General features: G+C 44.7%; 13 protein-coding genes and 1 pseudogene. 9 read left to right on the top strand and 5 right to left on the bottom strand.

All coding sequences use genetic code 11. The annotated features are described in order from the left end of the window. Positions 1 to 279: 279 nt before the first annotated feature. From RJ60_RS10375 to RJ60_RS10355, 5 genes are all read right to left on the bottom strand, one after another. On the bottom strand, positions 280 to 1,932 hold the full coding sequence (locus tag RJ60_RS10375; RefSeq protein ID WP_103134690.1) for a phosphoenolpyruvate carboxykinase (ATP): 1,653 nt from the start codon (positions 1,930 to 1,932) through the stop codon (positions 280 to 282). Positions 1,933 to 2,742: 810 nt separating this feature from the next. Beyond that, positions 2,743 to 3,981 (bottom strand): peptidase T, encoded by a 1,239-nt coding sequence (gene pepT, locus RJ60_RS10370; protein ID WP_103134689.1) that lies wholly within the window; start codon positions 3,979 to 3,981, stop codon positions 2,743 to 2,745. A gap of 101 nt (positions 3,982 to 4,082) precedes the next feature. After that, positions 4,083 to 5,321, bottom strand: a complete 1,239-nt coding sequence (locus RJ60_RS10365; protein WP_258006278.1) for an MFS transporter — start codon at positions 5,319 to 5,321, stop codon at positions 4,083 to 4,085. 392 nt (positions 5,322 to 5,713) lie between these two features. After that, positions 5,714 to 6,574, bottom strand: coding sequence for a DegV family protein (locus RJ60_RS10360; protein ID WP_103134688.1), 861 nt, complete (start codon positions 6,572 to 6,574; stop codon positions 5,714 to 5,716). 136 nt (positions 6,575 to 6,710) lie between these two features. Continuing rightward, entirely contained in the window at positions 6,711 to 8,042 is a 1,332-nt protein-coding gene (locus RJ60_RS10355) for a GH1 family beta-glucosidase (protein ID WP_099829850.1), read from the bottom strand. Positions 8,043 to 8,258: 216 nt separating this feature from the next. On the opposite strand from RJ60_RS10355, the gene RJ60_RS10350 reads away from it, so the two are divergent. The 9 genes and pseudogenes from RJ60_RS10350 to RJ60_RS15800 form a co-directional block, all read left to right on the top strand. After that, complete coding sequence (locus tag RJ60_RS10350; protein WP_099829849.1) at positions 8,259 to 9,356, top strand: sodium ion-translocating decarboxylase subunit beta; 1,098 nt, start codon at positions 8,259 to 8,261, stop codon at positions 9,354 to 9,356. A gap of 14 nt (positions 9,357 to 9,370) precedes the next feature. Then, positions 9,371 to 9,502: a hypothetical protein gene (locus RJ60_RS16270; RefSeq protein ID WP_258001940.1), complete on the top strand. Its 132-nt coding sequence runs from the start codon at positions 9,371 to 9,373 to the stop codon at positions 9,500 to 9,502. A 73-nt stretch (positions 9,503 to 9,575) separates the two neighbouring features. Then, on the top strand, positions 9,576 to 10,613 hold the full coding sequence (locus RJ60_RS10345) for a 3'-5' exoribonuclease YhaM family protein (RefSeq protein ID WP_103134687.1): 1,038 nt from the start codon (positions 9,576 to 9,578) through the stop codon (positions 10,611 to 10,613). A 93-nt stretch (positions 10,614 to 10,706) separates the two neighbouring features. Further along, the gene (locus tag RJ60_RS10340) at positions 10,707 to 12,554 is read left to right on the top strand and encodes a CehA/McbA family metallohydrolase (protein WP_103134686.1); all 1,848 of its coding nucleotides are present in this window, start codon (positions 10,707 to 10,709) and stop codon (positions 12,552 to 12,554) included. Between the two features lie 828 nt (positions 12,555 to 13,382). Further along, the gene (locus RJ60_RS16430) at positions 13,383 to 13,601 is read left to right on the top strand and encodes an ATP-binding cassette domain-containing protein (RefSeq protein ID WP_279300415.1); all 219 of its coding nucleotides are present in this window, start codon (positions 13,383 to 13,385) and stop codon (positions 13,599 to 13,601) included. A 23-nt stretch (positions 13,602 to 13,624) separates the two neighbouring features. Further along, positions 13,625 to 14,176 (top strand): ABC transporter ATP-binding protein, encoded by a 552-nt coding sequence (locus RJ60_RS10330; protein ID WP_308410913.1) that lies wholly within the window; start codon positions 13,625 to 13,627, stop codon positions 14,174 to 14,176. Then, a complete protein-coding gene (locus RJ60_RS16265; protein WP_243392316.1) occupies positions 14,173 to 14,448 on the top strand; it encodes a hypothetical protein in 276 nt (91 codons plus the stop codon). Before RJ60_RS10330 ends, RJ60_RS16265 begins: the two co-directional genes overlap by 4 nt. A 32-nt stretch (positions 14,449 to 14,480) precedes the next feature. Continuing rightward, positions 14,481 to 14,888, top strand: coding sequence for an ABC transporter permease (locus RJ60_RS16260; RefSeq protein ID WP_258006277.1), 408 nt, complete (start codon positions 14,481 to 14,483; stop codon positions 14,886 to 14,888). Between the two features lie 5 nt (positions 14,889 to 14,893). Next, positions 14,894 to 15,119, top strand: a pseudogene (locus RJ60_RS15800) (IS1634 family transposase); the annotation flags it as partial.

Below are 15,119 nucleotides of genomic sequence, written 5' to 3'. Positions count from 1 at the left end.
TATGTAAATTTGCACATCCATTTACATAATAAAGACGGTTTGATTTCTTTAAAAATAAGTTGTATAATCTCTTTGAATGGTTGACGGTTAACTTCATTTATTATGTATTCACAATGAACTCGTTCACATAACAAAGTTAGCCGCAATCCGGACAACTCCTCGTTTCGTAGCAATTCCCCCTTCGATTCCTGACGCCAGTCAGGAATCCTTTTTATTTATCTCTATGATTCGAATAAGGTAAAAAGAGCCGCCTTCTGGCGGCTCCACTAACGGACAAGACTATTTTAATCTCTCAACAAGTGAATAAATCGACTCTGCTGCCTCAGCAGGCAGCTTGTCAAAACCTCCTCTTTCAATTTCTCTGGATCGAAGAAAGTTCAGTCTGTCAACCAATCTATCTCTTACCAGCTTCTTATAACTCTCGTCAGTAAGATCGGGGATGAATCCTTTAATCTCCATTGTCTCCAGTTCAGTGAACGGACCCCAGGGAACAAACTCGGCCCGCCTCTCCACTATCAACTCAAGAATCTGAAGAGTAAGGTCTTTTGGAACTTTCAGATCACGGAAGTATCCTGTGTTGAAAATGTAACAATCGATGCTTCTACTTGTGAACAGCTCGAGATAACGGTCAAAATCAGCAGAAAGGGGGTAGGTTCTGAAGGGATTAGCGTATGGTTCGATTACCAATGCATTGGGATCCACGCCTGGCGCAAGGCGTTCTGCAGAGGTTCTCTTCGTCGCAAGGGTAGCTCCCATGGTTGATGCAAGAACGGGATCAACAACTCTAACCACAGGGGGAATCGAAGGATCCTTCATTAGCCATACTATCGAATCTACCGGCTCGTCAAATCTGTCTACTCTGTTGGGTGACCATAGCTTCGACTTGATTGCACGACCATTTCCATTCCTTATATCCTCGGTCACGATGACTATTCTCCCCTCATCATCTTGAGTAGCTCCGACATTTTGAACAGATAGAAGATACTTATTGTCTTCACTGCTCAAGGGATAATCAGAGGTCTTATCGAAATACGAAGGCTCTAGCGCCACAGAGGAACCGTCTGAAGAGGAAATGACAAAAGCATCGTCATGAAGAACAGTTACATCATACTTACCGCCATGCTTGGCATGCGTTAATGTCGATTTCCCCGAACCTGAGAGTCCGAAGAACCCGACCACGAATTTTCTGTCCTGAAGATTGTATCTCTTCTGACCGCCATGGCAAGCTGCAAATCCGCGCCTGTTGGCACAACCCCAGGCAAGGGTTAGAGTACCTTTCTTGAATTCGCCAAAGTACCTCATTCCAAGAACTGCCGCGCAATTATGTTCTGGATCAAAGAACGATAGTCCCAGCGGATGATCCGGATGTTGCCATTCCGGGTCGGAGAATACGAAAATATCTCCCTCACCTTCGAATCCTTCAGAGGTCTCGTACATCCCATTATAGAATTCGTTTATTGGCTGGAAGTTCAGTAGCCAGTTATAGATAAGATTCTCGTGAGTTTCTGGAACAAGAAGATGGGCCTTGACCATGAAGTTTTCAGCTAATCCTATATAGGCCTGTGCATGATACATTTTCCTACTTCTTGTATTGTAGATTGCCTCCCGAATCTTTGCCCCGTATTCCGCTTCATCTACTCCTGGCTCCCCCAAGATTCTCCGGGCAGTAGCACACCTGCCTGTTACGGCGCCATCGTTGAAAAGCAGAACTCGCGAGTCACACTCAAGTCCGACCTTCTCGGGTTTGAAGACATGAAGATCCGTCACAATTGTACCAGGAGAGTCCTTAGCCAGTTTATAGGCTTCACTTGGGGAAGAAACCGGAATCACGTTATTCCCGTAGAAAGCAGTTTCGATCGTTACTCTAGCCATTGAAAATAGGGGGTTATTCTTTCCTATCTCACCCCTGATGAATCTGGAACTGGTTGACATTTTTCACCTCCATAGACCTTGAGAAAATCGGCCGATTCCTCGGCAAAGGTATTTCCTTAGCAACAACTAGAAGGATTCGCAAAGTCCTGGTTGACTGTGCGAATCACGATTAATCTTGCATCATTGTGCATGAATGGGGTATATTGAGGAAGACTCGAACACAAAAATGATGTACAGTTATAATGGGAAAAGGTAGTCAATTATTGATCACGAGTCCCGTACCTACCGGCTTCTCTTTGAAGACAGATTACACAATTCCTGAATCGCTCATGAGAAACTCGTTGCTCTTGCTCTTGTCGCCACTCGCTTGAGCAGATCAGTGGAATTCATCTCTATGTTATCTAGCGTTTTCCGGTAGTCTCTCCATATAATTCGCACCGGTACATCGGCGAATCTGTCTTCTCACATCCGAGGGGATCCCCTCTTAATGTTATTGGTGAACCCTATGTTTCCGATTCTAATCTATCTTCAGAAGGAGCCCCTGGTACCAGAGAGTATTTACATTCATTTCCATCCTTTTAGCGCCAGTTCTCAACTTAGGAAGTCAAGTTTGAGACTTAGAGTCAAGACTATATGGAAGTACAGAGCTTGACAGACCGATTAGTGGAGATTGTTCCTGCCAATACTTTACTAAGACAGGTAAAGAGTTTTCGAAGAGACCATGCGGCCTGTTATTTCCTGAGAGAAAAAAAGGCATGACTTAATCCCATCTTTAGTTATCCACGACATTTCGTCCAAAACAAAGCCGCTTCTCACTGTCTTGTGGAACAATCGCTCGTTTGTTAGAAATATCAAATACTGAACACTTCTTCAACTATCCAGATTTTCTCTTCTAGAAAACAGCTCTGCAATCTTCACAATTACCATAACGGCCTTTTCCATCGAGCTTACCGGGATATACTCGTATCTTCCGTGAAAATTATGACCTCCGGTGAAGATGTTCGGTGTTGGGAGACCCATGAAAGAGAGACGCGCGCCATCGGTGCCCCCTCTCACTGGTGAAATCCTTGGTCGAATTGAAAGACTCTCCATAGCTCTTTCTGCAATTTCAACAAGGAACATCTTTTCTTCGATTTTCTCTTTCATATTGTAATAGGAGTCTCTTGTCTGCAAAGTCACCGTATCATCGCCGTATTTCGAATTCAAGAAGACCGCGATTTCCTTAATCATTTTCTTCTTTCGTTCGAACTTCTCCATATTGTGCTCCCTAATGATGTACTTCAGAATTGTCTCTTCCACTGAACCTCTTATACTGAGCAGATGGAAGAAGCCTTCTCTACCTTCCGTTGCCGCAGGTACTTCACTTGAAGGCAGCAGATCGTTGAACTCGCATGCTATCAGTATCGAGTTCTTCATCTTACCTTTTGCACTTCCAGGATGAATGTTCCTGCCTTTTACAACAACTTCGGTATTTGCGGCGTTGAACGTTTCGTACTGGATTTCGCCTAAAGCCCCTCCGTCAACTGTGTAAGCATAGTCTGCCCCGAATTTCTCTACATTGAAGTACTCAGTTCCCCTTCCCACTTCCTCGTCAGGAGTAAATCCTAGTCGGATTTCGCCATGCTTGATCTCTGGGTTTGAAATGAGGTACTCTATTGCGGAAAGAATCTCCGCAATTCCTGCTTTGTCGTCTGCTCCTAGCAGAGTAGTTCCGTCTGTCACGATCAGCCTTTCACCAACATACTCTTCGAGCTCAGGAAAGAGCCGGGGATCGATGAAAATATCCTTATCTTTGTTAATGACTATCTTGCCTCCTTCATAATCAACAATTGAAGGCTTGATATCTTTGCCGCTCACATCTGGGCTCGTGTCCATATGGGCTATGAATCCCAAAACCGGAAGTCCATCACCAGCATTTGACGGCAAAGTCGCCATCACATATCCGTGGTCATCCAATGTCACTCCTTTCAGACCCATTTCCTCCATCTCCGTTTTGAGAATATGAGCAAGATCAAGCTGACTGGCAGTTGATGGAAACGAATCTGATTCAAAACTTGAGGTAGTCTCTACAGATACATACCTTAGGAACCGTTCAATCACTCTTTCCATTTCTTCTCTCCTTCCGTTGTTTAGCCTTGTTCTTATGTATTAGTACTTCGATAAGTTCTCTAGGTCTTGCCGCAAGTCGATTAGCTAACACTGCAGCCGAATTAAAAACCATTCCCGACACAGAGACCACCTTTCTCGTCTTGACTCCCTTCAAGAAAATCAAAGAGACGCTTCAGAACAAAAGTAACGAAGAACAGGATCTGGATGCCGAAAAACCTGTGTCCACCAACCATCCAAGTGAACCTGTTCAGATATGCAGCGAAAAATCCTCCCACCAGGGAACCAACAAGAGCCGAGGCACCGTTGGTGAATGAAAGCAAAGCATAAGACTGGGCATCAACCCCGCTAAGCAAGTCGAGCATTGTGGTGAATAAACAGAGGTTTATGGCGCTCCATGAAGCGGTCCCGATAAAAGCGTCAATATACAACAGATAGACCGTCCCGGTGTCCATAAACAACCACAGGATTGTCTTGAGGAAAGCCCCAAGAACCCCGAACTCAAGGACCGCCTGACTCCCGATTTTGTCAGCGATCTTTCCCCACAACAAGTAAAACAGTATTGTTAGGAGTGAACTGAAGACATTCAGTATACTAAGAAATGAGTAATCCAGTTTCATGTTGACTAGCTCATGATAAGCGAAAAAGGGCGAGGTAATAACTATTGAGAAGCTCCAGAAGGAGTAGAATCTCAAATACGGCTTGAACCTTATGTCTTTAGTGACGGCCCTGAACAAACCTCGACCATGACTTATTTCGTGGGGAGGATCGTTATGAAACCCCAAGAGCACGAGGCTGACTAATGCACTTGCCACTCCAAAAGCAGTGATCAGAATGAAACCCATTCTTCCGGGCACCAAATCAAGGATAAAGGCGTAGAACAACGTTATAAACATATTCGTGAAAGTGAATATCACGTTTCTCATGCTGAAGAATCTAGCAGCACCTTTTAACGGCGCCACATCTCTTATAATCGAAACCCAATAGTTTCCGGTAAGACTCGCCGCAAGCGAGAAGAAGGCAAGAATAGTCAGCAGAAGTGACTGCCCGTTTATTCCAAGAGCAAGCGCGATAGGAATAAAAGCCGTAGACAGCCTGCTTGCGAAAGCGCAGATCATCATCGCCCGCTTTCGGCTCTTGACAATTCTCAAGAAGGATGGAGCCAGCAGCTGAATGAACTGGGAAACCGAAGGAAGAACGCCAATCAAGGCTATCGCCGGTTCAGATGCCCCAAATTCGAGTGCAAGCCCTGTACCAAGAAAACCCTGAGTTATCAAGAAGAACCCATTGTATATTGCACCCTCAAAAACCGAGAGAATCCTAGTCTGCCGATTCTTATCCAATCAATACATCTCCGGACGACGTAGAGTAATACAAACAGTGCTACTGCATATTATCGCAATTTACTGGCAAAACAACTACAAGAGAGATCACTTTGTCTACTAGAAAATCTTTGGAAGACACGCGAAGATGCCTATTAACTAAATGTTTACAAACTAAAAGCCGATAATTCCACTCTACTATCTTGACAAACCCGATCAATTTGGGTACAATTAATTCAAACAGATAAGAACCCTTGCAACCTCAAAAGCTCAACCGGTCATTAAAAAAGACAAAGCACCTGAAAGTTATATGCAAGTCCGCATTACCCCCCATATTGTTGAATGGACGTGCATGTTGAAACCCCCTGGAATATCCCGACTTTTAAGCCGCCAATTGGCGGCTTTCTTTTTTATTACTCAATAATCGCTGCAACACCTATGAGACCAGGGCCTGTATGACACACAAGAGACTGAGAAATTTGACCTGTTATCACATCATCTATTCCTGCAGCCTTAATCTCTTCTATTACCATTCGAAAGAATTCCATTGTCTTTTCACTCTTATCTGAAGTATATGCGGCAATGTTCAGAAGCCTCTTGCCTTCAATGAAGTTCAAGAGATTCTTCACAGAAGCTCTGACGGCTCTCTTCATGCCTCTCTCTTTTGAAACACTGTGATAGACTCCATCTTCTCCAACGGTTATTACGGGTTTCAGGTCAAGAATATCACCTATAGTTGCAGTAACTTTTCCTATTCGTCCTCCAGCCTTTAGAAACTTCAGAACAGGTATGCAGAAAAAAACCTTAGATTTCTTTACAGAAGCGTGAATTTCGCTCACAACCTTTTCAAAGGCAAGACCACTCTTAATCATATCTATCCCCTTCATAGCGAGCAGCCCCGAGCCAATCGAAATATTCATTGAGTCGACTACCTCGACCTTCACGTCGGAGTGCTTTTCGGAGAAGTCTCTGACAAAAGTCTTCACTTGACCAAGCGTTCCGCTCAGACCGCTGGATATTCCAATATAAAGCATCTCCTTGAATCCCTTTTCATAAAGGCTGTCAAAAGCCTCACTGATTTCCGACTGTCTTGGAAGAGATGTCTTGGGAAACTTATCTTCCATATAGTGAAGCAGATCGGGTGTGGATATGTCGATGTTGTCTCTGTACTCCTTACCATCCAGAATTATCTTCAAAGGTACAACTCTAACGTTATCTCTTGCTTTCATCTGTTCAGGAAGATCACAACCTGAATCGACAATAACTCCAATCATCTGGCAAACCCCCTGTCATACAAGCTAATTACATACCTCTCTTTAAGACCGGCGTCTAGATTGCTGCGTTCACAGTTCGAAGAGTTAAACGTTGAAACGACCGTTTCTAAGTCAGTTATGTCTACCAAAATCTGATTCACAAAGACCGAAGGAAATCCCTGTAATAGTTGAAACTCTTCTTTGGAACTCGTTTCAGATCGTTTTTGAAGTCCACGTATACCAAACCAAACCTCTTGGAGTAACCTCGTGCCCATTCGAAATTGTCCATCATAGTCCAGACAAAGAAGCCCCTAAGATCCACTCCTCCCTTGATCGCGTTAAGAGCAGCTGAAAAGTGCTTTCTAAGGTAATCAATTCTCGGACCATCGTCAACGTTGCCATCAACCAAAGCATCTTTGCTTGCGATACCGTTCTCAGTAACATAGATCGGTTTCCTTCCGTATTCTTTGAAGACCTTGAATAGAAAACCTTCTAGACCTTCTGGGTAGATCTCCCATCCCATCTCGGTCTTCGGGAGGTCTCCCTGAACAACTTCGCTGCCAAGCACGCTTGATTCTTGGCTTCTAACAAGGTTTCTTGTATAGTAATTCACACCCCAAAAGTCGAACGGCGTGGATATTAGTTCCATATCTTCATCTTCGATAGTTGGGCTCACTCCTGCAATCTCGAACCTTGAGAAGAGTTCGGAAGGATACTCGCCAGTGATTGGGGTTTCAAAGAACCACCCGTTTACGAATTGATCATAGAGTCTTGCCGCTCGAAGATCAGCTCCGGAATCGCTAGCAGGCTCAACAAAAGCAGATACATTGGTTAGACCAATCATGCCGTCTCTTACTTCCTCCCTAAAACGCTTCACCGCTTCACCATGAGAAAGCAAAAGGTTGTGAGCAACGGAAAGTGAAATCCTCAAATCTCTCTTTCCGGGTGCGTGTTCCCCCCAGAGGTAACTGACGTGGGATGAGCAATACGGTTCGTTCAAAGTTATCCAGAGCTTCACCCTGTCACCGAATTTGCTGAACATACTGCTGGAATAATCGCCAAAGTAATGCCTTATTTCTCGGGACTCCCATCCCTTAAATCTTTTCTGCAGTTTAAGAGGGAGATCCCAGTGGTATAGAGTAACAACAGGCCGAATACTCCTCTTAAGAAGTTCATCAATCAGTCTATCGTAGAAATCGATTCCCATCTGGTTTATCTGTCCTCTGCCTTCAGGAAACACTCTTGGCCAGGATATGGAAAATCGGTAGGAGTTCACTCCGAGCCTAGTCATAAGCTCAATGTCTTCCAAGTACCTGTGGTAGTGATCGCAGGCAATATCGCCATTTTCCCCGGAATCTATTCGTCCAGGTTCATGGGTGAAATCCGACCATATCGAAGGCCCTTTACCTTCTTGCAGGTCTGCGCCCTCAATCTGATAAGAAGCCGTTGCAACACCCCAAAGAAAGTCCTCAGGAAAACTTGCTCGCAAAGAGATCCCCTCCTAGCCAACTTCTCACTTTACAAATCCTACCACATTACTCATTCCAACATGTAGAATCAGAGGTCGGTAAGAACCAGGAAATCTGTCCCATCTGATCAAAAGCCTTCGGCTTGTATTAGTATTGATAAAGAAAGCAGTTCCGAATTTGCCGGTTCTTGATTTCTCCATGCTAGGAGTTGAATTCATTTCTGGGAGGCAGCATTGATGAATCTACTGTCGAATTTCGTTATTCCCGCGCAAAACTTGATAATGTTTGCTATTGGCGGAGTTCTGATCTATCTAGCGATAAAGAAAGAATACGAGCCGATGTTGCTTCTTCCAATCGGTTTCGGAGCAATACTCACAAACATTCCGGGATCATCGGCTATTGGAGAACATGGAGTGCTAACTATCCTATACGAAGCTGGAATTGCAAATGAGCTCTTTCCTGCCTTGATCTTCATCGGGATCGGAGCGATGATCGATTTCGGACCTCTTCTTCAAAAACCGGTCATGTTCTTCTATGGAGCGGCTGCCCAATTGGGGATCTTTCTGACGATAATTGTGGCTGCTCTGCTTGGATTTGATATAAGAGAAGCGATCGCTATCGGGATAATCGGGACCGCGGATGGTCCGACATCAATCTATGTCGCAAGCAGATTGGCCATTCACATGCTTGGGCCGATTTCAGTCGCCGCGTATTCCTATATGGCTCTTGTTCCGGTAGTACAACCACCCATTATTAAGCTGCTTACCACCAAGGAAGAGAGAAGAATAAGAATGGATAATAGAACCGAAAAAGTCCCCAAGTACGTTAAGATCCTCTTCCCGATTCTTGTTACGCTTCTTGCCGGTATCATCGCCCCTGTAAGTGTAGCTCTGATCGGAATGCTCATGTTTGGGAATCTGATAAGAGAATCGGGAGTTCTGAACAAGTTGAGTAATGCTGCTCAGAACGAGCTCTCAAACATCATCACTTTGTTTCTTGGAATCGCCATCGGTTCTACTATGACGGCCAGCGCATTCCTGAACTCCAGAACACTGTTGATTCTTCTAATGGGATTAGTTGCTTTCGTACTTGACACTATGGGTGGAATCATTTTCGCAAAGGTTTTCAACCTATTTAGAAAACAGAAGATTAACCCTATGATTGGCGCAGCAGGAATATCGGCTTTTCCTATGTCGGCAAGGGTTGTGCATAAGATGGGACTCGAAGAAGACCCAAACAACTTCTTAATAATGTACGCAACAGGCGCGAACGTAGCCGGGCAGATCGGCTCCGTTCTAGCCGGCAGCATAGTCTTGGCGATCTTTTTAAGATGAAAGGAGCACAGACAATGAGTGAAGCAGTCTCTAGGAGCATCGCGATTTTTCTTGAAGGCTATCCTACGATATTTGTCGCTACGATTGCCTTCTTCATAATGATAAAATTGCTAATGAAGTCTACCTCAAGAAGGAATGAGAAATAGGTCGCTGCTGCACGTTTCTTTTATCAATAGACCTCGCCTGGGGACTTCAAAAAGCACGAAAAGGAGAGTTGCCATGATTGATGGAAAAAACGGCACATACCCTGTGCTTTCCGAAATCCTTAGAAAATACGATACTTCCTTCGACAGAATAGAGAACTTCGTCAACTCGAAGCAGGGCTTTTTCTTCATTTTCAGTTCAAAAAGGGTCGAAGGAAGTAGAGGTCCTTACTACGACTGCATTGTCGGAGACTCCAGAAACAGAATAGATGCAAAGGCATGGATAAGCGAACAGGGCTGTTTGGAACCTGTGATAGGTAATGTGGGCCTTGCTGACTATCTTATGGATGATAGATACGGGTTGAGTATTAAAATAAGAAGGCTGTTCTCGGTAGATGAGATGGAAAACTACAGTTCCGGTTCGATTTCACAGTTACTTCCGGTTGTCGAAGATCCTGAGAGAATCGTATCGGAAGTACGCGAACTCATTGATTCTGTCAAAGACGACTATCTGAAGGCCCTTGCAGAAAAGCTTATTTCAGAGGACGGGCCTTGCCCAGACTTCTTTGAAGCGCCGGCAGCCAAAATGTATCATCACGCCAGAATAGGAGGACTTGCGGAACACAGCCTTTCGGTAGTCAAGTACGCACTTGCTCTGACTGAGGTTTCTGGATCAAGAGCAAATATCGACAGGGACCTCATAATCACCGGGGGACTCTTCCACGATATTGGAAAGACAATATCATATACCACAGAATCATTCGAATTCGACTACTCAGATGAGGGTTACCTTGAGGAACACATAGCGATCGGCGCAAGAATCATTGAGATTGAGATTTCAAAGATCAAGGGTTTTCCTGAAGAAAAAAGAAAGACACTGATCCACATAGTTCTGAGTCATCATGGGGAACTGCAGTTCGGTTCTCCCGTTACTCCAAAGACCCGCGAAGCAATTCTCATATGGCTTTGTGACAATCTCGATTCGAAGCTTGATAGCTTCGAGACCAACGCTTCCACAGCTTCAAAGGGAAGCAAATGGACTGCTTTTTCAAAGATGTTTCAAAGCAGACTATACTTAGGTGAACGAGAGAACGAAAAGGAGTCTGAATTCTGATAAATCAGGCTTCAGCCTAGATAGATTGTATTAACAACTGATCGTTGTCTTTTTCCGTATCGACATACAATCAAACTGCGAAAGGGTGATTTGATGAAGAATTTTATCCTAGTGTTTCTCCTGGTCTTTGCTTCTATAATTCTCGTTGGCGGGGAGTTAACGCTTTTCTTTGGAAATCCTCATTCTCACACTTCTTATTCTGATGGCACTGGATTCCCTGAAGAAGCGTATTCATATGCAAAGGGTGTACCCAATCTTGACTTTCTTGCTATAACTGATCACGCTTATTACTTCGTTCAGGACCTCCCCGACGGAAGAGATAAGCTTGCAGCAACTATAGAGGCGGCCCGGCAAGCATCATCTGCCGATTTCCTGGCACTTGCCGGATTCGAGTGGACGGCTACTGGAACCGGACACATCAACGTCTACGGCACCAGCGATTGGACTGATAGAGTCAAGTCTGATCTATGGGATTTGTACGACTGGATTATCGAACGTAACGCAGTTGGGCAGTTCAACCACCCGGTGAGAATCTTCGGAGACAACTTCAAAGATTTTCAGTACTCTCCGGAAGCAGATCTCCATATGAACCTTATAGAAGTAGGAAACGGAAACTGGTGGGAAAACGATACAATTGTAGACGAGATGTTCGAAGCTTACCTTCAGGCACTTGGCAAGGGTTGGCATCTCGGAGCAACTCTTGGTCAAGACAACCACAAACCTAACTGGGGAGGAGCAAACGATTCCAGAACAGCCGTATATGCGCGCGAGCTGACAGAAGAAGCGATTTTAGAGGCATTCATCAATCGAAGGACCTACGCGACTGAAGACAAGGACATCTTGATTCACTTCTCGACCGAAGAAGCCTTCATGGGAGATATCGTGTATGATACAGATCAAGTTAATTTGTGTATCTCCATAAAGGATACAGCAGACGATCCGCTGGAAATAGTCAGGGTTTATTCTCTGGAAGGATTGTTTGCAGAGTTTCTGGTTGACGGCAATGAATGTGTTCTTGAGCTCGCCGTTGATATAAGAACGGGTTTCCAGTACTTCTTCATATACGCAAGGGGAAAAGACGGTGAGGAAGCGGTATCTTCACCAATCTGGATTCAGAGGTCTCACCCGATCCATCTTCACAACCCGAGCGCTTATCCTGAGAGCGTGAAGCCGAGAGAGAGCGTTACGCTTTCCTTTCAGCTCTCCAATGTTGAGCAAGGAGAGGCTTCTTCATTGTTGCAGATTACCAATTCCCGCGGAGAGATACACAGCGAAATCGTCACACTCCAAGGGTTTGAATCCAAAATAATTAACTTAAGAAGGGAAGTAGAGGAATACGATGGAGAGTTATCATTCTTTCTCGACTCAATTCTATATTCAGTTTTGAAACTCAATATCAGGAGCGCATCTTCATTGAACATTCTACTGGATAGGAGTCACGTTAACTTCGCCAGTAACGAACGAACCAAGTTGCAGACGTCACTCGAAGATATGGGTCATAAGCTTCTTGCTGCCGATAGGATTTTCAAGGCAGGAGAGCTCGATACTATAAACGTTCTTCTCCTCCCTCTACCAGGTGCAGGTGGAAGTTTTGAGCGACTGAAGATGCTCATGCCGCAACAGGCACTGATCATTAAAGAGTTTGTCGAAGATGGGGGGACACTAATAATTACCGGAACTGGTGAAGAGATCAGTGAGGAGGTTTTGTCCACATACAACATGCTATTGGAAGATATGGGTATTGCATGCAGCTATGAAGGACGCATAACCGAAGAAGTAAGAGAGATTGATGGAGTCTTCTTTGATGGGCTGTCTCGGTTGGTCGGAGAATCAGGAAGATACCCCCTGGGTCGAGGCGAGGTAATTTTACTTCCTGGCGACCCTTTTACAGACGATGTTATTGATAGTAACGGAGAGCTGATTGATCTGCTGTTCAAATAACAGAAGGGCGGGACGTCTAATGCTCAGCTGCAGCGAGTAATTTGGCTCACTTTGCTCTCGGTCGTACCGCTTATTCCGTTCCCCCTAATTCAGAAATCTTAGGCAGAACTAGAATTATTTACCTCATGACAGAGCAAGGTCATTAAAGTTAAAATACGCTTTAGAGAATCTTTGACTTTGAAGTTTAAAATACTTACTCGTTGTGCTAGAACTTGCCAGCAAAAAATAGCTTATGGAAGGAGGTATATTTTGATGTTAATTAGATTCAGAGTTCAGGCAACCGTTTTCCTCAACCGGATTTTCGGTGATGCCGCGCTATGCCACGCTTTCTTCCGTCGTTTGGGGTATAAGATCGTATAACGAGAAGGAATAATGAAGGACCGTGGCGAGTAAGAGCCACGGTCTTTTTTTTTGACTATCGGAAGCGATCAAATGTCATGGGAAATTGCGGTCATTGAGTTAGCAGGATTTTACGGAGAAGCAAATGGATGCAAGAACGAAGAGAGGAGAGCCCGTCATTAGTTACAGCCAGCCTCGCCCGCCGGAAACAGAACAGGTTCTCCGAAAGGCCAAGGGGGTAAATATGTCAACAGTAATCGTTCCGCTAAGAAAGAAAAGAAGTGACGATTTCGGGGCCCTTCCGCCATTCATACACAAAACGGAAAGTCTTGATAACCTTCCGAAGTAAACAGATAACAGGAGGAAACCCAACTATGAGGAGAATACGAGGCTCAAAGAGTGCTTTTATCGATGGTTTGGTTGAAAAGCAGAAAGTTGAAATGGAAAACAAATTCAGCAGACCTCATTATCTTTGAGGAGGTGAAAAAAGTGGCAGACGCTTTGCTTGCCAATAGTATCGTAAAGACTTTCAAGAAGAACAAGAAGGAAGTCAAAGCGTTGAAAGGAGTTAGTTTAAGAATAAAGGAAGGAGAGATCTATGGTCTTCTCGGTCCAAACGGCTCAGGAAAATCTACCTTTATAAGGATTGCCTCCACACTCTTGATACCTGACAGGGGGGCATATCGATTTTTCGATATGACTCAGTGAATAACTCTGCGGCGGTTCAAAGAGTGATAAACAGGGTATCCGTCGAGGCCAGTTTTTTCGGAAAACTGTCGGCTGTCGAAAACCTATGTTTCGCGGCAGGACTTTATGGAATACCAAAACGAGAAGCCTTGAGGAAGATCAACTCTCTCGCAGAGAGGTTCGGTCTGGATCTGAAGAGACTGAAAGATCCTCTCGAAGACTTTTCGAGAGGCATGCAGCAAAAGGTAGCCATAGTTAGAGCTCTTATGACTGAACCGAGAATGCTCTTGCTCGACGAACCAACAACTGGACTCGATCCAAGAGCAAAAAGAGATGTACAGAACCTAATAAAAGATGTAAAAGAGACTATGAACACGACGATGCTTCTGACAACACACAACATGGACGAAGCAGAGAAGCTCTGCGACTATGTGGCCATAATCCATCTCGGAAGAATTGTAGCTTCCGGAAGACCATTGGAGCTTAAGAAGCAGTTGCTCGGAAGGATTGAGAACCCGAGCTTCGAAGATGCCCTTCTCGAGTTCACCGGTGTGAGCATGGAGGAAGCAGAGTATCAGGAGGTAGAGTCGGCATGAGTTCGCAGTCAACTGCTCGAGAGCTCCGAGCCTCTTGGGCCTTCATTGAAAGGAACTTCAACTTCACAAAGAGGTACTGGAAATGGGAAGTCGTATTCTTCGCTTATACTATCGCAAACTCTGTGACTATGGGGTTCATTGGTAAGGGTGTCGAATCGTTTTCCGGAGCAAAACTTGATACTAGTTACTTGATCCTCTACATGTTGCTCGGATCGATACTCTGGGGCTATCTCTCTATTCTCTTTGAGATAGTGGCCGAAACCGCTGCCTGAAAGAGGTGGGAAGAGACGATAGAGATACATTCATGGCACCTGTTAGAAGGGCATCCCATCTGCTGAGTACTTGTGGCTATGCCTTTCTTTATGGAATACTGAGAAGCGGACTGATATTGATCGTAGTTTCGATATTCTTTGATCTGAACCAGGGTAGAGCTAACTTCTTTTCGGCAGCCGGGATTCTTGCAGTATCGAGCTTCTCATTTGTAGGACTGGGAATAGTTGCTGCAGTACTGCCCCTGATTTCACCTGAGAAGGGAGTTCAGGTAGTGCACATCTTTCAGGCTTTGCTCCTCATGTTTTCGGGGGTGTATTACGAAATAGATGTACTACCGTTGTGGATGCAGCTGGTTGGTAAACTATCCCCTGCAACTTATGCACTCAGGGGAATGCGAGCATCAATAGTCGAAGGTAGAGACATGCCAGAAATGAAGTGAGACCGATGTTCCACTGGACACCAAGAAGGATAAAGGGTCATTTCGTTGTTTGTTTCCTTGCATTCTTGGTGCAAAGAGAGCTTGAGTTCAGAATGAGAAAGAAAGGAATACACACTTCAACCCAGGAGATACAACGAGCGATAAACTCACTCAAAGTGATGAAGTTCAGTCATGGTGAGCAAAGTTACTACATGAAAGCCAAATCACTACCTCTTGCTTCGAAGATTCTTT

This window comes from Mesotoga sp. B105.6.4 (assembly GCF_002896535.1).
Classification (GTDB): domain Bacteria; phylum Thermotogota; class Thermotogae; order Petrotogales; family Kosmotogaceae; genus Mesotoga.
The sequence above is the reverse complement of the archived record's forward strand: the minus strand, read 5'-3'. Positions and strand labels throughout refer to the sequence as shown.

Excerpts from the sequence above, each read along its gene's own strand:
- RJ60_RS10375 (WP_103134690.1), bottom strand. The coding sequence starts at position 1,932 with ATGTCAACCAGTTCCAGATTCATCAGGGGTGAGATAGGAAAGAATAAC.
- pepT (WP_103134689.1), bottom strand. The coding sequence starts at position 3,981 with ATGGAAAGAGTGATTGAACGGTTCCTAAGGTATGTATCTGTAGAGACT.
- RJ60_RS10360 (WP_103134688.1), bottom strand. The coding sequence starts at position 6,574 with ATGATTGGAGTTATTGTCGATTCAGGTTGTGATCTTCCTGAACAGATG.
- RJ60_RS16265 (WP_243392316.1), top strand. The coding sequence starts at position 14,173 with ATGAGTTCGCAGTCAACTGCTCGAGAGCTCCGAGCCTCTTGGGCCTTC.
- RJ60_RS10345 (WP_103134687.1), top strand. The coding sequence starts at position 9,576 with ATGATTGATGGAAAAAACGGCACATACCCTGTGCTTTCCGAAATCCTT.
- RJ60_RS16270 (WP_258001940.1), top strand. The coding sequence starts at position 9,371 with ATGAGTGAAGCAGTCTCTAGGAGCATCGCGATTTTTCTTGAAGGCTAT.
- RJ60_RS10350 (WP_099829849.1), top strand. The coding sequence starts at position 8,259 with ATGAATCTACTGTCGAATTTCGTTATTCCCGCGCAAAACTTGATAATG.
- RJ60_RS16260 (WP_258006277.1), top strand. The coding sequence starts at position 14,481 with ATGGCACCTGTTAGAAGGGCATCCCATCTGCTGAGTACTTGTGGCTAT.
- RJ60_RS10340 (WP_103134686.1), top strand. The coding sequence starts at position 10,707 with ATGAAGAATTTTATCCTAGTGTTTCTCCTGGTCTTTGCTTCTATAATT.